General features: G+C 59.4%; 18 protein-coding genes. 17 read left to right on the top strand and 1 reads right to left on the bottom strand.

What is annotated here, in order from left to right:
• Positions 1 to 40 precede the first annotated feature (40 nt).
• The 13 genes from NFR87_RS02940 to trmFO all read left to right on the top strand — a co-directional run bounded on the left by NFR87_RS02940 (position 41) and on the right by trmFO (position 13,113).
• Positions 41 to 733: a hypothetical protein gene (locus tag NFR87_RS02940; RefSeq protein ID WP_251446092.1), complete on the top strand. Its 693-nt coding sequence runs from the start codon at positions 41 to 43 to the stop codon at positions 731 to 733.
• 119 nt (positions 734 to 852) lie between these two features.
• Entirely contained in the window at positions 853 to 1,329 is a 477-nt protein-coding gene (greA, locus tag NFR87_RS02935; protein ID WP_251446090.1) for a transcription elongation factor GreA, read from the top strand.
• A gap of 31 nt (positions 1,330 to 1,360) precedes the next feature.
• Entirely contained in the window at positions 1,361 to 2,857 is a 1,497-nt protein-coding gene (gene lysS / locus NFR87_RS02930) for a lysine--tRNA ligase (protein ID WP_251446088.1), read from the top strand.
• 315 nt (positions 2,858 to 3,172) lie between these two features.
• A complete protein-coding gene (locus tag NFR87_RS02925) occupies positions 3,173 to 3,640 on the top strand; it encodes a Panacea domain-containing protein (RefSeq protein ID WP_251446086.1) in 468 nt (155 codons plus the stop codon).
• Entirely contained in the window at positions 3,640 to 4,449 is an 810-nt protein-coding gene (locus NFR87_RS02920) for an apolipoprotein A1/A4/E family protein (RefSeq protein WP_251446084.1), read from the top strand. The genes NFR87_RS02925 and NFR87_RS02920 overlap by 1 nt, the downstream gene beginning before the upstream one ends.
• A 37-nt stretch (positions 4,450 to 4,486) precedes the next feature.
• Entirely contained in the window at positions 4,487 to 4,750 is a 264-nt protein-coding gene (locus NFR87_RS02915) for a type II toxin-antitoxin system HicA family toxin (RefSeq protein WP_251446081.1), read from the top strand.
• Positions 4,740 to 4,946 carry a type II toxin-antitoxin system HicB family antitoxin gene (locus NFR87_RS02910; RefSeq protein WP_251446078.1) on the top strand — a complete coding sequence of 69 codons (207 nt, stop codon included), beginning with the start codon at positions 4,740 to 4,742 and terminating at the stop codon, positions 4,944 to 4,946. The genes NFR87_RS02915 and NFR87_RS02910 overlap by 11 nt, the downstream gene beginning before the upstream one ends.
• A gap of 407 nt (positions 4,947 to 5,353) precedes the next feature.
• On the top strand, positions 5,354 to 6,736 hold the full coding sequence (locus NFR87_RS02905; RefSeq protein WP_251446075.1) for a TrkH family potassium uptake protein: 1,383 nt from the start codon (positions 5,354 to 5,356) through the stop codon (positions 6,734 to 6,736).
• Positions 6,737 to 6,752: 16 nt separating this feature from the next.
• A complete protein-coding gene (locus NFR87_RS02900) occupies positions 6,753 to 7,412 on the top strand; it encodes a potassium channel family protein (protein ID WP_251446072.1) in 660 nt (219 codons plus the stop codon).
• Positions 7,412 to 8,164: a TrmH family RNA methyltransferase gene (locus NFR87_RS02895; RefSeq protein ID WP_251446069.1), complete on the top strand. Its 753-nt coding sequence runs from the start codon at positions 7,412 to 7,414 to the stop codon at positions 8,162 to 8,164. Before NFR87_RS02900 ends, NFR87_RS02895 begins: the two co-directional genes overlap by 1 nt.
• A gap of 64 nt (positions 8,165 to 8,228) precedes the next feature.
• On the top strand, positions 8,229 to 9,470 hold the full coding sequence (gene dprA, locus NFR87_RS02890) for a DNA-processing protein DprA (RefSeq protein ID WP_251446067.1): 1,242 nt from the start codon (positions 8,229 to 8,231) through the stop codon (positions 9,468 to 9,470).
• Between the two features lie 23 nt (positions 9,471 to 9,493).
• Positions 9,494 to 11,770, top strand: a complete 2,277-nt coding sequence (topA, locus tag NFR87_RS02885; RefSeq protein ID WP_251446064.1) for a type I DNA topoisomerase — start codon at positions 9,494 to 9,496, stop codon at positions 11,768 to 11,770.
• 35 nt (positions 11,771 to 11,805) lie between these two features.
• A complete protein-coding gene (trmFO, locus tag NFR87_RS02880; protein ID WP_251446061.1) occupies positions 11,806 to 13,113 on the top strand; it encodes a methylenetetrahydrofolate--tRNA-(uracil(54)-C(5))-methyltransferase (FADH(2)-oxidizing) TrmFO in 1,308 nt (435 codons plus the stop codon).
• Here trmFO and NFR87_RS02875 read toward each other — a convergent pair.
• The gene (locus tag NFR87_RS02875; RefSeq protein ID WP_251446058.1) at positions 13,099 to 13,341 is read right to left on the bottom strand and encodes a hypothetical protein; all 243 of its coding nucleotides are present in this window, start codon (positions 13,339 to 13,341) and stop codon (positions 13,099 to 13,101) included. The two genes, trmFO and NFR87_RS02875, sit on opposite strands and share 15 nt — an antisense overlap.
• 67 nt (positions 13,342 to 13,408) lie before the next feature.
• On the opposite strand from NFR87_RS02875, the gene NFR87_RS02870 reads away from it, so the two are divergent.
• From NFR87_RS02870 to rnc, 4 genes are all read left to right on the top strand, one after another.
• The gene (locus tag NFR87_RS02870) at positions 13,409 to 13,636 is read left to right on the top strand and encodes a helix-turn-helix domain-containing protein (protein ID WP_251446055.1); all 228 of its coding nucleotides are present in this window, start codon (positions 13,409 to 13,411) and stop codon (positions 13,634 to 13,636) included.
• Complete coding sequence (gene plsX / locus NFR87_RS02865) at positions 13,633 to 14,676, top strand: phosphate acyltransferase PlsX (RefSeq protein WP_251446052.1); 1,044 nt, start codon at positions 13,633 to 13,635, stop codon at positions 14,674 to 14,676. The genes NFR87_RS02870 and plsX overlap by 4 nt, the downstream gene beginning before the upstream one ends.
• A 76-nt stretch (positions 14,677 to 14,752) precedes the next feature.
• Entirely contained in the window at positions 14,753 to 14,986 is a 234-nt protein-coding gene (locus NFR87_RS02860) for an acyl carrier protein (protein ID WP_251446049.1), read from the top strand.
• Positions 14,986 to 15,660 carry a ribonuclease III gene (rnc, locus tag NFR87_RS02855; RefSeq protein ID WP_251446046.1) on the top strand — a complete coding sequence of 225 codons (675 nt, stop codon included), beginning with the start codon at positions 14,986 to 14,988 and terminating at the stop codon, positions 15,658 to 15,660. The genes NFR87_RS02860 and rnc overlap by 1 nt, the downstream gene beginning before the upstream one ends.
• The last annotated feature ends 16 nt before the right edge of the window (positions 15,661 to 15,676 follow it).

Raw genomic sequence — 15,676 nt, 5'->3', positions numbered from 1 at the left:
GCTCCGGCCTTCGCATATTCTCCCCCGAGGGGGGAAGACCATGGTAGGCTGGCTGGATCGGGCGGAGAAATGGCGCCCTTGGCCCCGACTGACCGCAGCGGGGCCCCTGGGGTTTCCACTGCTGAAAGCCGCTCTGCCGCCGGGCCGGCCGGAGCGGCGGCTGCACCAGGGGGCGAAGGCCCTCCGCCGCCGGGGGGTGAAGAGGGTGCTGGCCTCCCCCGGCCTTGAAAGCACGCAGCTGTTGGAACGTTGGGGCCTGCGCCTGGTGGAACCCCTCCCGCTGTACCGGGCCATGGGAGGCCGAATGGCGCTTTTTCTGCTGGAGGACATGCCGCTCCGGGAGCGCCGGGTGGCACTCCGGGGGGAGGAGGCCGACGTCTGGGCCTGGACGCTGGCCCAGACCCTGTGCCCCCAGGTGGGGACGCTTTTCCTGGACTTTGACCGGGGGGAAGAGGCGCTGGGCGCCCATCTCCGCACCCGCTACGGCGCGGCGCCCATCCACCTGGGACTGGGCCCGGAACCCCAGGTCGCACTGGAGCTGTCGCCCCGGTCTGCCGTTGGGGGGAAAGCTTTGCGGCTCTGGGGCGAGCCGGCACTGGAGGGGCTGACGGTGACTCTGCCGGGCGCCCTTTTGCCCCAAGGGCTTCCGGAACTTCCTTTTTTAGAATTGCTGTGGGAGACCGGCCGGGTGAAGGTGGAGGAGCTGGCGGTGATCCCGGCGAATCGGCCTTGACAGAAAGGGAGAAAATACATATAATACTACAATAATGTAGGGAACGCGGAAGTATGGCGCTGGCCAGAACCCGCGTTTTCCGTGAAAATAGTACAAGAATGAAAGGTGACACAGACATCATGGCGAAGCAATACAAACTCACGCCCCAGCGGCTCAAGGAGCTTCAGGATGAACTGACTTATCTCAAGACCGTCCGGGAGCGGGAGGTGGCCGAGCAGATCAAGGAGGCCCGCTCCTTCGGCGATCTGAGCGAGAACAGCGAGTATGACGAGGCCAAGAACGAGCAGGGCAAGCTCTACTCCCGCATTGCGGAGGTGGAGGCCGTACTGGCCAACTATGTGATCATCGACCACCAGGAATTTGACGCCAATGCGGTGAGCCTGGGCAGCCTGGTCAAGGTGCTGGACGAGGAGTTCCAGGAGGAGCAGACCTATCACATCGTAGGCTCCCAGGAGGCCGATCCCATGGAGGGCCGCATCTCGGAGGATTCCCCCTTCGGCAAGGCTTTGCTGGGTAAGGTCGTGGGCGACGAGGTGGAGGTAGAGGCCCCCATGGGGGTGCTGCGCTACAAGGTGCTGGATATTCAAAAGAAATAAGGGAGCTCCACTCCCGTTAGGAGAGAACATCATGGCAGAGCAAGATAAGAACAACGCCCCCCAGCCCGAGCTTTCCGAGCTGCTGCGCCTGCGCCGGGAGAAGCTCACCGACCTGCAGGCCGCGGGGGAGGATCCCTTCCAGGAGACCCGGTTTGAGTGGGACGCCACCAGCCAGCAGATCAAGGACAACTTTGACGCCATGGAGGGCAAACCTGTCAAGGTGGCGGGCCGGCTCATGAGCAAGCGGGGCATGGGCAAGGTCAGCTTCTGCGATCTTCAGGATCGGGACGGCCGCATTCAGCTCTACGCCCGCCAGGATGAGATGGATGAGGCGGTCTACAAGAAGTTCAAGAAGTTTGACATCGGCGATATCGTGGGCGTCACCGGCGAGGTCTTCCGCACCCAGCGGGGGGAGATGAGCGTCCGGGCCAGGGACATCAAGCTCCTCTCCAAGTCTCTGCTGCCTCTGCCGGAGAAGTTCCACGGCCTGCAGGACAAGGAGCTGCGCTACCGCCAGCGGTATGTGGATCTCATCATGAACCCGGAGGTCAAGCGGGACTTCCTCATCCGCAGCCAGTTTATCAAGCATGTGCGGGACTTCATGGACGCAAGAGGCTTTGTGGAAGTGGAGACCCCGGTTCTGAACACCATCCAGGGCGGCGCCACCGCCCGGCCCTTTGTCACCCATCACAACACCCTGGATTTGGACATGTTCATGCGCATCGCCACCGAGCTTCCCCTGAAGCGGCTCATTGTGGGCGGCATGGATCGGGTCTATGAGATCGGCCGCATCTTCCGCAACGAGGGAATGGATCCCAAGCACAACCCGGAGTTTACCACCATCGAGCTTTACCAGGCCTATGCCGATTTTAACGATATGATGGATCTGTTTGAGGAGCTGCTGTCTTCAGCGGCGCAGAAGCTCCTCGGCACCTATGAGCTGGAGTGGCTGGGGGAGAAGGTGAACCTGACCCCCGGTTGGCCCCGTATGCCTATGCACGAGGCGGTGAAGAAATACTGCGGGATCGACTTTATGGCCATCAACTCCGATGAGGAGGCCGTTAAGGCCGCCAAGAGCATTGGGGTAGAGCTGCCCGGGACAAAAGAGCCCACCTGGGGCAACGCCCTTTACGAGTGCTTCGACCAGCGGGTGGAGGAGAAGCTGATCCAGCCCACCTTTATTACTATGCACCCGGTGGACGTCTCCCCTCTGGCCAAGCGATCCCCCAAGGATCCGCGGCTCACCGAGCGGTTTGAGCTTTTCATCTGCCACAGTGAAATGGGCAACGCTTTCTCCGAGCTCAACGATCCCATCGACCAGCGCGCCCGCTTCCAGAAAGAGGTGGAGGCCCGGGACAAGGGAGACGACGAGGCCGGCATGATGGACGAGGACTTCCTCACCGCTCTGGAGTACGGACTGCCCCCCACGGGCGGCCTGGGCATCGGTATCGACCGCTGCGTCATGCTCCTCACCGGGGCGGACACCATCCGGGACGTGATCCTTTTCCCCACCATGAAGCCCCTCTGATTTCAAAGTCTTGCAGCCCAGTCTTTTCAATGGTTTCGGGGATTGGGAAATGAGTTAATACCACACTTTTACCACATTTGCCGAAAAGTGGGATAAGTGGGAATGAATAAAAACTGGATAATATTCAAGCAAAATGTATATTTGCACCAAGACTTACAAAACTGAAAAATAAAACCAGAAGTTGATTTGGGTGTATTTTTGAGCGATAAAGAGACAATAGAGTGTGGCACAGATTTATTCTGCGCCACACTTTCTTTAGTTGCATTGACAGAAATAAAAAAAGTCCGTATAATATAATTAAAAGGGGGTAGGGCGATGAATGGTGTGCTGGATGTTTCTAAGTATATAATATCGAACTATTGGAAAAGCGGGAAAACAATTACAAATTTAAAGCTCCAGAAAGTGCTTTATTATGTTCAAGGATATACTCTGAAGCGGTGCAATGAAATTATGTTTCCAGAGGCTATATATAAGTGGCCCTACGGGCCAGTTGTAGCAGAGGCGTATTTCGCCTATAACGATGCAGGGGCGGCGCCGCTTCGGGAACCAACTGGGAGTGAACTGCAGAAATCTTTAATGCGTATAGACCGAGATCCTTTATTTAGATCCATAATAGATATTGTGGCAAAATATACTTATGACCTTACTTCGACAGAATTGGTAAGTAAGACACATAGTGAATACCCGTGGAAAAGTGTAGACGATCGCGAAATAATTTCGGTAAGGACAATTGCACATTATTTTTACGCCAATGATCCTTTAGGAATTGAGGATACAAATTGATGGCAACAATAGAGGATGTGCTTTCACGTCAGGAGAGAATTGAAAAGCTCTTTAATCAACTTGTTGATTCAATAGAGTTAAATCAGGATATGCTTGAAGAATATACTAAGGAATTATGTGATGTATATTCAGATAATTCCTTTAGACATTCTTACGCAGAAATTTCTAAAGTTTTAGAACAATATAGTCCGGATCAGCGAGATGCCCTTGCAGAGCATGTTCACACATTGCAAAAGGCTGTGTTGGATTTAAATAAGAGTCAGGATATAAATAATCGGGTACTTAAGTTATGTGATCATGTCGATTTGGAATGCATAAGGATAGGTCGAATTGACAAAGTAGAATATATAGGAAGAATGGCCACTAAAGAACTTTCTGATGCAGATGGGAAGTTGCAAGAGACAGAGAAAAGGGCGGAAGACCTAAAGGAGCGAATTGAGGGTTATCAGAATCAAAGTATTACAATACTTGGCATTTTTGCTGGCTTGGTTGTTGCATTTGCAGGAGTAACACAGTTTGTTTCTTCCGGACTAAAAGATTTATCGGATATTTCGATATTTAAAATAACATTTTTTATAGGCTTTTCTTTCTTGTTCTTATATAATATTATTTTCCTTTTATTGTACTGCGTGTCTAAAATTTCAGGAAGAAGTATCTCTGTAAATTGTAAAAAACGAAATTGCGCTGACTGCAAATCGTGCCGCACAAATTTTGGCCGGTTGCATAAAAAATATCCTTATATCTTTTGGTTCAATATAATGGGTGTATTCTTTTGTACAATTTTATGTATAATTGCTATGCGAGCATAGCGATTTACAAATCGTGTTTTGCTGAAGGAAGAAGAAAATGAGCCAGCAGGAAAAATTGATGTTTGCTATCCTGAGTGGTACGCAGGACAAAAACATTTCATTCTCCGAGCTTCAAAGCGTACTGGACCGATTGGGTTTTCAGTGCCGCATCAAAGGCGACCACTTTATCTATACTAAAGATGGTATCGAGGAGATCATCAACATCCAGCCTGTAGGGAAGATGGCAAAGCCTTATCAGGTGAAGCAGGTGAGGCAGATCATTCTAAAATATCGAATGGGAGGGACGATTCATGAAGTATGAGATCATTCTTTATTGGAGCGAGGATGACAACGCCTATATTGCCGAAGTGCCGGAGTTGGCCGGGTGTATGGCGGATGGTGCCACGGCCAAGGATGCTCTTCACAATGTGGAGCAGATTGTTAAAGAGTGGATTGAAACCGCTCAGGAGCTTGGCCGGGAGATCCCGGAGCCGAAGGGGCGTTTGCGGTACGCATAATAATGGGAAAGAGAGGCACTTGGTAAAATAATTTGCCGAGTGCCTTTTCTTTTGAGAGATAGAAAACAAAAACTGATTTGACAAAGCCATACTTACAGTATATTATAGTTAAGGTATGCCGCTGGATGCTGCTGCAAAGATATTCATTCTGAACCCACGAGTTAGTACCACAGATTTTACCACATTTGACCGTGACAGGATGGAGCGTGACAACACATGACAAAAGCAGGAAACCAGGATTACCAGTGTTTTCATCGTGTGACGAAGAGGGACGGAAGGGGTCAAAAACCTCTGGCACTCGTCCCCACCATGAAGCCCCTTTAATCAGGATCTCCACAGGCATACCGGCGGTTTTCACCGTCGGTATGCCGTTTGCGTCATGAAGCTTTCGGAAGGGGGGCAAAGCTGTGTCAGAACGGCTGGGCCGCTTTATCCAAAATCATTTTATCCGCTCCCGCCGGCTCAACTCCACCCGGCTGGTGGCGCTGTCCTTTGGGGCGCTTATTTTGGTGGGCGCCCTTCTCCTGGCGCTGCCGGTATCCGCCAGAAACGGAGAGAGCCAGGGCCTTTTTGCCGGGCTTTTCACTGCCACCTCTGCCACCTGCGTCACTGGACTGGTGGTGGCAGATACCGCCCTGACCTGGTCGCCCTTCGGCCAGGCGGTGATCCTGCTGCTCATTCAGCTGGGTGGCCTGGGCTTTATGACGGTGATGACCCTGGTGTCCCTCTGGGCCCACCGGCGTATCGGCCTTTCTGAGCGGCTTCTCATGGTCTCCACCCTGAACCTGAACGATTTGGACGGGGTGGTGCGTGTGGTGCGCCACGCCCTGATGGGCACTGCGTTTTTCGAGCTTATGGGAACTGTCCTTTTGTCCATTCGGATGATCCCCCGGTATGGATTTTTCCGGGGCCTCTGGCACGCTTTGTTCCACGCGGTCTCCGCCTTTTGCAATGCGGGCTTTGACCTCCAGGGCGCGGACACCGGGCCCTTTTCCAGCCTGGCGGCCTTTCAGGACGACCCGCTGATCCTTCTTACCACCTCGGCCCTGGTCATCATCGGCGGTCTGGGCTTTTTCGTCTGGGAGGATATTTTGAATCACCGCCGCTGGAAAAAGCTGACCCTGTACAGCAAGCTGGTGCTGGGCATCACGGCCTTCCTCCTGGCCGGCGGCACCCTGTTCTTCCTGGCCGCCGAGGGGGGCAACCCCGCCACCTTGGGGGGCATGGACACGGGGGAGAAGTGGCTCAACGCCTTTTTCCAGTCTGTGACCCTGCGCACGGCGGGCTTCAATGTCATCGACCAGGGGGCCATGACGGATAACGCCACCGTGATGAGCTGTATCCTCATGCTCATCGGCGGCTCCTCCGGCTCCACCGCCGGCGGCTTGAAGACGGTGACGGTGTGGGTGCTCTTTATGGTGCTCTTTACCAGCCTTCGGGGCCGGGAGAGCATCGTCTTCCGGGGCCGCTCCCTTCCGGTGCGGCGGTGCATGAATGCGGTGACCCTTTTCCTGATGGTGCTCTTCCTCTTTGTCACCGGCTCCATGCTCATCTCCCTGACCCACCAGACCACCTTCCTCCACGCCGCCTTTGAGACGGCGTCGGCCCTGGGCACCGTGGGGCTCACGGCGGGGCTTACCCCCACCCTGGCCCGGCCGGCGCAGCTTTTGCTCATCGTGCTCATGTATACCGGAAGAGTGGGGGTGCTGTCCGTCTCCATCGCCTTCCTGATCCGCCGCAGGGACGGCCTGGACATCAAATATCCCGAGTTCAACATCATGGTTGGATGAAAGGAGCGATACGAGGATGAAAACATTTGTCGTTATCGGCCTGGGCCGGTTCGGCACCGCGGTGGCTGCGGAGCTGTCCGCCCTGGGGCATGAGGTGCTGGCCATCGACGCCCGGGAGGAGAACGTGCAGTCCATCGCCGACCAGGTGACCCACGCCGTCACCGCCGACGCCCGGGATCCCGCCGTTCTTCGGGCCCTGGGGGTGCGCAACTATGACTGCGCCATCGTGGGCCTGGGCAGTGACGTGGGCAGTTCCGCCCTCATTACGCTCAATCTGAAGGAGCTGGGCATGAAGCGGGTCATCTGTAAGGCCCGCAGCCACGTCCACCGGAAGGTACTGGAGAAGATCGGGGCCGACCGGGTGGTCTTTCCGGAGCATGAGATGGGCACCAAGCTGGCCCAGGGTCTCAGCTCCTCCAACGTGCTCAATTTTATTGAGGTCTCCGACGACTACAGTATTTTGGAGCTGGCCGTTCCCAAGTCCTGGCGGGGCAAGACCATCCGGGAGCTGGATGTGCGCAACGCCTTCCATGTGAACCTCATCGCCGTGTGCAGGTCGGGGCAGGGCGGGCCGTTGAACGTGGCCCCCGGCGCCGACTACCGGCTGGAGCAGGGGGACAATGTGGTGGCCCTGGGCCGGAGCGAAGACATCAACCTGCTCCACGAGGTGGATTGATGGAGACCATCACCAGCCGTCAGAACCCGCTGTTTCAGAAGATACGCAAGCTGAGCGGCGATCCTTCCTTCCGCCGCCAGCAGGGCCTCTTCCTCTGCGAGGGGCCCAAGCTCCTCCGGGAGGCGCTGAAATGGGGGGCACAGCCAGAGACCGTGGTCTCTGCCCCGGGAACGCCCCTGCCCGTCCTGGAGGGGCTCCGGCGGGTGGAGACCCCCGCCGATGTGCTCAAAACCCTGGCGGACACCCAGAGCCCCCAGGGGGTGCTCTTTACCTGCCCCCTGCCTGACACCGCTCTGCCGGACAAGCTCTCCCCCGGCCGCTATCTGGTGCTGGACGGGGTGCAGGATCCCGGCAACCTGGGCACCATCTGGCGCACCGCCGACGCTTTTGGGGCGGCGGGGCTCATCCTGACCGGCCCTTGTGCCGACCCCTTCGGCCCCAAGACTGTCCGGGCCACCATGGGGGCCTGCTTCCGCCTGCCCCTATGGCGGGGGGAGCCCCAGGCGGTGAAGGCGCTGCTGGACAGCTTCGGTATTCCGCTCTATGCCACCGCCCTGCGCCGGGACACGGAGGATGTACGCCTGACGGATCTCTCTTGCGCCGCCGTGGTCATCGGCAGTGAGGGGAGGGGCGTCTCAGAGGAGATGCTCTCCCTGGCGGAAAAGACCCTGAAGATCCCCATGGAGGAAAAGTGCGAATCTCTCAACGCCGCCGTGGCCGCCGCCGTCGTCCTCTGGGAGGGCCGGCGGTAAGGCCTGGAGACCGTTTGCGCAAAACGTGACCATACCACACACCGAGAGAAAAAGAGGTGGGACTATGGCCAATCTGAAATATTTCCTCTGGCTCACCACCCGCAAGGGACTTCGGCCCGGTGAGGTGGGAGCTCTTTTGTCCTACTTCGGAACCCCGGAGGCGCTCTACTTTGCTCCGGAGGAGGAGTACGATCTGCTGGGTCTGTCCCAGGGGAAGAAGGCCACGCTGCTGGATAAGAAGCTGGATGGGGCGGAGAGGATCCTGGCCGACTGCGAGGCGCTGGGGATCCAGATCATGACCCTCCAGGACGCCGACTATCCGGAGCGGCTGGCGCAGCTGGCGGATCCGCCGGTGGTGCTCTACTGGAAAGGCAAGCCCCTCCATGTGGACGACAAGCTCACTGTGGGTGTGGTAGGCACCCGGCGCTGTACGCCCTACGGCGTAGATCTGGCCACCCGGCTGGGACTGGAGCTGGCCCGCCGGAGCGTGACTCTGGTCTCCGGCATGGCGCAGGGTATCGACGCCGCGGGCATCCGGGGCGCGCTGAAGGGCGGCGGGAACATCGTCAGTGTATTGGGCAACGGCATCGACGTGGTCTATCCCAAAGACCACCGCTGGCTCTATGAGGACGTGGCCGCCGCGGGGACGCTGGTGAGTGAATACCCGCCCGGCACTGAGCCCGCCAGCCATCATTTCCCTGTCCGCAACCGTATTTTGAGCGGCCTTTCCATGGGCGTTGCCGTGGTGGAGGCGGGCCTTCCCAGCGGCGCTATCATCACCGCCAGGCTGGCTTTGGAGCAGAACCGGGAGGTCTTTGCCTTTCCCGGCCCGGTGGGCGCCACCGCCAGCCTGGGATGCAACAAGCTCATCCAGGCGGGAGAGGCCAAGCTGGTGCTCTCGGCGGCCGACATCCTGACGGAGTTTTCCGCCATGCTCCCCAACCGGGAGGCCCTTCCGGAGCCCTTGGAGGAGGAAGAGATCCAGGCGCGGCTGGACGGCCTTCCGACGGAGGGATACAGCCCCCAAAAGGAGCGGAGGGGAAAGGAAAAAGAGGAAAAAGAGGTTGACAAGACCCCCAGTCGGGCATATATTTCTTTATCAGATGACCCTGAGGCATTCACCGACGACGAGCGGGACATCCTTCTCGCCATCGCCCAAAAGGCGCTGACAGCGGACGAGGTGTCTGAGGCCGCCCAGCTCCCGGCCCGCCGGGTGCTCTCCGCCCTGACCATGCTCCAGCTCCGGGAGCTGGTGGAGGAGCGGCCGGGGAAGCGGTTCTTCGCCAAGGTGATATTGACCGAATAAATTAACATCAGTGGAGTGATAACGTGGCAGTTAAGAAAAATGAGGCACTGGTGATCGTGGAATCACCGGCCAAGGCAAAGACGATCACCAAATATCTGGGCCCCGGCTATGAGGTCAAAGCCTCCATGGGCCACGTTCGGGATCTCCCCAAGAGCAAGATGAGCGTGGACGTGCAGCGGGACTTTGCCGTGGACTACCAGCCCATCGCGGGGAAAGAGGACGTGATCGCCGACCTGAAGCGCTCGGCCAAGCGCAGCGAGAAGGTCTACCTGGCCACCGACCCTGACCGGGAGGGGGAGGCCATCTCCTGGCATCTCAAGGAGCTTTTGGGGCTGCCTGACGAGAGCACCTACCGGGTCACCTTCAACGAGATCACCAAGAAGGTGGTCAATGAGTCCATCGCCCGGCCCCGCCAGATCGATATGGACTTGGTGGATGCCCAGCAGGCGAGAAGGGTGCTCGACCGCGTGGTGGGCTATCAGATCTCCCCCTTTCTGTGGAAGAAGATCCGCCGGGGCCTGTCCGCCGGCCGTGTGCAGTCGGTGGCCACCCGCCTGGTCTGTGAGCGGGAGGAGGAGATCCGGAACTTCCAGAGTGAGGAGTACTGGTCTCTGGACGCCGATCTGGAGCGCATCCGCCCCAACCTGGGCCGGTTTACCGCCGCCTTTTACGGCGCCGATAAACGCCAGGAGCTCCACAGCGAGGCGGAGGTCAATGCTGTCATGGAGGCGGTGAAGACCGCCCCCTTCACCGTGGCCGGGGTCAAGCGGCAGGAGAAGCAGCGCAACCCCGCGCCCCCCTTCACCACCTCCACCCTTCAGCAGGAGGCCAGCCGCAAGCTGGGCATGTCTCCCCGCCGTGCCATGGCGGTGGCCCAGCAGCTCTACGAGGGCGTGGACATCACCGGCGAGGGCACCGTGGGTCTTATCACCTATATGCGTACCGACTCCCTGCGCCTTTCCGATGAGGCTACCGCCGCGGCCAAGGACTTCATTCTGGGCCGCTACGGCAAGGAGTACTATCCCGGCAAGGCCCGGGTCTATAAGGCCAAGGCAGGAGCCCAGGACGCCCACGAGGCCATCCGGCCCTCCAACGTCCGCCTGGTTCCGGAGGAGATCAAAAAGGATCTTTCCCAGGAGCAGTACCGGCTCTATAAGCTCATCTGGGGCCGCTTTGTGGCCTGCCAGATGTCCTCTGCCGTCTATGACAGCGTCACCATCGAGGCCGACAGCGCCAATTACCGCTTCCGGGCCACCCATACCGCCCTCAAGTTTGCCGGCTACACCGCGGTCTATGTGGAGGGTAAGGATGAGGACGAGGAGGCGGCCCAGTCCCCCCTGCCCGATTTGAAGGAGGGGGAGGGTCTGGAGCTGAAGGGCCTCAAGCCCCAGCAGCACTTCACCCAGCCCCCCGCCCGCTACACTGAGGCCACCCTGATCAAGGCCCTGGAGGAAAAGGGCATCGGCCGGCCCTCCACCTACGCCCCCACCATCTCCACCATTGAGGGGCGGGAGTATGTGGTCAAGGAGGGCAAGTACCTGCGCTCCACCCCCCTGGGGGAGACGGTGAATATGGTCATGCGGGATAAATTCCCCGATATCGTGGACTATGATTTCACCGCCCAGATGGAGGAGAAGCTGGACGAGGTGGAGCGGGGCAAGGAGAAGTGGAAGGATCTGATGAAGGACTTCTACAGTGACTTTTCCAAGGAGCTGGAGAAGGCGGAGAGCGATGTGGGCGAGCGTATCAAGGTGCCGGACGAGGTCTCCGAGGAGGTCTGCCCCGTGTGTGGACGGCACCTGGTATATAAGTCCGGCCGGTTTGGCCGGTTCCTGGCCTGCCCCGGCTTCCCTGAGTGCACCTACACCCAGCCCATTGTGGAGCAGATGCCCGGGAAGTGTCCCCGCTGCGGCGGCCGGCTGATGAAGCGCACCGGCAAGAGCCGCCGCACCGGCAAGCAGTACACCTACTACGGCTGTGAGTACAATATCATCCGGGAGGGCAACCCCCACGAAAAGTGCGAGTTCATGACCTTTGACGTGCCCGTGGAGCAGACCTGTCCCTCCTGCGGACACACCATGTTCAAGCTCTCCGGCCGGGGCGCCCGGAAGCCCTTCTGCATCAACGAGGCCTGTCCCAGCTTCCTGCCTGAGGACAAGCGGGGCTACTACAAGAAGAAGGAAGACGGGGAGAAGACCGCCGCCAAGAAGACCGCTACAAAGAAGACGGCGGCGAAAAAGACCGCCGCCAAAAAGACCACGGCAAAGAAGACCGCCGCCAAAAAGACGGCGAAGAAATAAGCCCTCCAGAGGGGCAGAGAAAGGGGGATGCGGCTATGGAGCCTGTCACCGTCATCGGCGCAGGCCTTGCCGGGTGCGAGGCGGCCTGGCAGCTGGCAAAGCGGGGCGTCCCCGTGAAGCTGCAGGAGATGAAGCCGCAAAAGACCACCCCGGCCCACCAAAGCCCGGATTTTGCCGAGCTGGTGTGCTCCAACTCTCTGCGCTCCGACCAGCTGGAAAACGCCGTGGGCCTTCTCAAGGAGGAGCTGCGGCGGCTTCAAAGCGTCATTCTCTCCTGCGCCGACGCCCACCGGGTGGAGGCGGGGGCCGCGCTGGCGGTAGACCGCCATGGCTTCTCCGCCGCCGTCACCGAAACAATAAGAAGCCACCCCCTCATTACTGTGGTGGAGGGGGAGGTGGCCACCCTTCCCGACGGCCCCGTTATCGTGGCCGCCGGGCCTTTGGCCTCCGACGGCCTGGTCGCGGCCATCCGGGCCCGGTTCCCCCACAGCGCCACCCTCAGCTTCTATGACGCCGCCGCGCCCCTGGTAAGCTTTGAGAGCATCGACATGGACAAGGCTTGGTTCGCCTCCCGTTACGACAAAGGGGATCCGGATTATGTAAACTGCGCCCTCTCCCAGGAGGAGTATCTGGCCTTCTGGCAGGAGCTGCGCACGGCCCAGGAGGCGGAAGTCCACGGCTTTGAGGACGCCGGGGTCTTCGAGGGCTGTATGCCCGTGGAGGTCATGGCCCGGCGGGGGGAGGACACCCTGCGCTACGGGCCCCTGAAGCCCAAGGGCCTCCGGGATCCCAAAACGGGCCAGACGCCTTACGCGGTGGTGCAGCTGCGCAAGGACAACGCCCAGGGCAGCGTCTACAACCTGGTGGGCTTCCAGACACACCTGAAATGGCCGGAGCAGAGGCGGGTGTTCTCCATGATCCCCGCCCTGAAAAACGCGGAGTTTCTCCGCTACGGGGTCATGCACCGCAACACCTATTTGAAGTCCCCCGGCTTTTTGAACCGCTATTACCAGGTGATAGAGGCCCCCGACGTGATGTTCGCCGGGCAGATCACCGGGGTGGAGGGATATGTGGAGTCGGCCGCCAGCGGGTGCCTGTGCGCCATCGAGCTGGCCAGAAGGCTCCAGGGGCAGAGCCCGGTGGATTTCCCCGCCGAGACCGCCATCGGGGCGCTGGCTCTGTACATCTCCAACGAGAGCGTTACCAATTTCCAGCCTATGAACGTGAATTTCGGCATCATGCCCCCCTGGCCTGAGCGGGTGAAGGGCGGCAAGCGGGAGAAGAACGCCCTCATCGCCCAGCGGGCCTTGGAGGCCCTGGCAGGGAGCTTACAGGTCGAGTAGGGCTGTTCCCAGGCGAAGCCCGCAGAGGAAGGAAAACGTCCGGTCTACGTCCATACGCTCCAATTGGGCCTCTGTCAGCTTATCCACCAGCTCTTCGCTGGTAAGGGCGGCGAGCTGCTTTAGCAGATGGCCCTCCCGGCGGTGGAGCTGGGCGTAATCCCTGTCGGTCTGTATGGCGGCGTCTAGGCATTGGGCCAGGAGTTGAGAGATCAATTCCAGGAAATCCACATCATCACCTCACTAATAAGATGAAAATAGAATATCATCTTATTGGTGAAAAGTCAAGGGGGTTTCTATGACCACCAAAGAAATATTTGCTCAGCGTATGCGGGAACTTCGTAAAGAGACCGGCCAGCCGCAAAAGGTGCTGGCGGAACTGTTGGGTGTGAGCATCAACCAAATCAGCGAGATGGAAAAGGGCACTCGGATGACCACTCTGGAAAGACTGCCGATCATCTGTCGGCATTACCACGTCTCCGCCGATTATCTGCTGGGACTGAGTGACAGGAGGGAAGCGCCATGAAGATCATTGTAGACGCCATGGGAGGGGACAATGCCCCCCGCTGTAACGTAGAGGGCGCCGTCGAGGCCGTCCGGGAGCTGGGGGTAGAGACCGTCCTGGTGGGCCGGGGCTATGAGATCATGGATATCCTCAAGGAGCTGGGCCTGAGCGAGCCCCCTCCCGGCGTGGAGATCGTCCACGCCGACCAGGTGGTGGACATGGAGGACAACGCCGCCACCGCCTTCAAGGAGAAGAAGGACTCCTCCCTCACGGTGGGGCTGAACCTGCTCAAGGAGGGCAAGGGGGACGCCTTCGTCTCCGCCGGCTCCACCGGCGCCCTGCTCTCCGGGGCCACCCTGGTGACCAAGCGCATCCGGGGCATCCGCCGGGCTGCCCTGGCTCCCAAGCTGCCCGTTCCCGGCGGGGCCATCCTCATCGACGCCGGAGCCACCGCCGAGTGCACCCCGGAGTACCTGCTCCAGTTCGCCTTCATGGGCTCCTATTATGCCGAGCACTTCCTGGGCAAGCCGGAGCCCCGGGTGGGCCTTTTGAACATCGGGGCCGAGGAGAGCAAGGGCACGGCCCTCCAGCGGGAGACCTACGCCCTTTTGAAGGAGGCGGACAGCGAGGGCCGCATCCATTTCGTGGGCAATGTGGAGGCCCGGGAGGCCGTGCTGGGGGCGGTGGACGTGATCGTCTGCGACGGCTACGCCGGGAACATCTTTCTCAAGACTCTGGAGGGCACCGCCCTGTACCTGTCCGGGGAGATGAAGAAGATGTTCAAGAAAAACGCCCTGACCAAGCTCTCGGCAGTGATGGTCTCCGGCGGGATCCGGGACTTCAAAAAACTGCTGGACTCCCGTGAGGTGGGGGGCACCGCCCTGCTGGGCATCTCCAGGCCGGTGATCAAGGCCCACGGCTCCTCCGACGGCTACGCCATCAAAAACGCCATTGCCCAGGCGGCAAAATTCGCCTCCTCCGGCATCATTGAGAGCATTACGGAGAATATGGAGTATATGAAGCTGCCGGCGAAGCCGGCCGCGGCGGAGGAAAAAATTTGAATTCCCCCTTGACAGGGTGGCGAATATTGCCTATTATCAAGGGGAATTGAAATACCGTGAAAGGAAGTTCGATGGTATGATTTTTGAAAAAGTCGTGAAGCTGCTCGCTGAGCAGTTCGGCGTGGAGTCCAGTGAGATCACCGAGGAGACCAGCTTTGAAGATCTGGGCGCCGATTCCGTGGATATTGTGGAGCTTTCCATGAGCCTGGAGGAGGAGTTCAATGTGGAGGAGCTGGGCGAGGAAGATCTGAGCGCCATCCACACTGTGGGCGATCTGGTGAACTGCCTGCAGAATATGCTGGGCGAGTGATGGAATCACTGGAGGCCAAGCTGGGCTACTCCTTCCATGACCGGGCCCTGCTGGAAAACGCCCTGACCCACTCCTCCTACGCCAACGAGAACCACTCCCCCATGGGGAGCAACGAGCGGCTGGAGTTTTTGGGAGATTCCATTCTGGGCATGGTGACGGCGGACTATCTGTTTCAGACCCATCCCGACCTGCCCGAGGGGGATCTGACCCGCACCCGGGCCGCCCTGGTGTGTGAGGAGAGCCTGGCCGAGGTGGCCGACCGGCTGGCCCTGGGGGAGCATTTGAAGCTGGGCCGGGGAGAGGCCGCCGGCGGCGGCCGGGAGCGGCCCTCTATCCGGGCCGACGCGGTGGAGGCCATTCTGGCGGCAGTCTATCTGGACGGAGGTCTGGAGGCGTGCGCCAAGATCATCCGCCGGTTCATTCTGGACAAGGAGCGGGAAAAGAGCGCCAGCCGGGACTACAAAACAGCTCTCCAGGAGCTGGTACAGCGTCACAGTGGTCAGGCGCTGGCCTACCACATGACCGGAGAGAGCGGCCCCGACCACGCCAAGCGTTTCACCGTGGAGGTGACCCTTAACGGGGCGAGCGTCGGCCAGGGTGAGGGCCACAGCAAAAAAGAGGCCGAGCAGATGGCCGCCAAAGCCGCCATGGAAAAGCTGGGCGGGGAGGCTTGAACGCCGGGCCGGACGA

The organism is Vermiculatibacterium agrestimuris, from assembly GCF_943193085.1.
GTDB classification, from domain to species: domain Bacteria; phylum Bacillota; class Clostridia; order Oscillospirales; family Oscillospiraceae; genus Vermiculatibacterium; species Vermiculatibacterium agrestimuris.
This window is presented reverse-complemented; position numbering and strand designations above follow the sequence as displayed.

Coding starts and splice junctions, on each gene's coding strand:
- rnc (WP_251446046.1), top strand. CDS start 14,986: ATGGAATCACTGGAGGCCAAGCTGGGCTACTCCTTCCATGACCGGGCC.
- NFR87_RS02920 (WP_251446084.1), top strand. CDS start 3,640: ATGGCAACAATAGAGGATGTGCTTTCACGTCAGGAGAGAATTGAAAAG.
- NFR87_RS02870 (WP_251446055.1), top strand. CDS start 13,409: ATGACCACCAAAGAAATATTTGCTCAGCGTATGCGGGAACTTCGTAAA.
- NFR87_RS02915 (WP_251446081.1), top strand. CDS start 4,487: ATGAGCCAGCAGGAAAAATTGATGTTTGCTATCCTGAGTGGTACGCAG.
- greA (WP_251446090.1), top strand. CDS start 853: ATGGCGAAGCAATACAAACTCACGCCCCAGCGGCTCAAGGAGCTTCAG.
- NFR87_RS02940 (WP_251446092.1), top strand. CDS start 41: ATGGTAGGCTGGCTGGATCGGGCGGAGAAATGGCGCCCTTGGCCCCGA.
- trmFO (WP_251446061.1), top strand. CDS start 11,806: ATGGAGCCTGTCACCGTCATCGGCGCAGGCCTTGCCGGGTGCGAGGCG.
- NFR87_RS02910 (WP_251446078.1), top strand. CDS start 4,740: ATGAAGTATGAGATCATTCTTTATTGGAGCGAGGATGACAACGCCTAT.
- NFR87_RS02860 (WP_251446049.1), top strand. CDS start 14,753: ATGATTTTTGAAAAAGTCGTGAAGCTGCTCGCTGAGCAGTTCGGCGTG.
- NFR87_RS02895 (WP_251446069.1), top strand. CDS start 7,412: ATGGAGACCATCACCAGCCGTCAGAACCCGCTGTTTCAGAAGATACGC.
- NFR87_RS02900 (WP_251446072.1), top strand. CDS start 6,753: ATGAAAACATTTGTCGTTATCGGCCTGGGCCGGTTCGGCACCGCGGTG.
- lysS (WP_251446088.1), top strand. CDS start 1,361: ATGGCAGAGCAAGATAAGAACAACGCCCCCCAGCCCGAGCTTTCCGAG.
- plsX (WP_251446052.1), top strand. CDS start 13,633: ATGAAGATCATTGTAGACGCCATGGGAGGGGACAATGCCCCCCGCTGT.
- NFR87_RS02925 (WP_251446086.1), top strand. CDS start 3,173: ATGAATGGTGTGCTGGATGTTTCTAAGTATATAATATCGAACTATTGG.
- dprA (WP_251446067.1), top strand. CDS start 8,229: ATGGCCAATCTGAAATATTTCCTCTGGCTCACCACCCGCAAGGGACTT.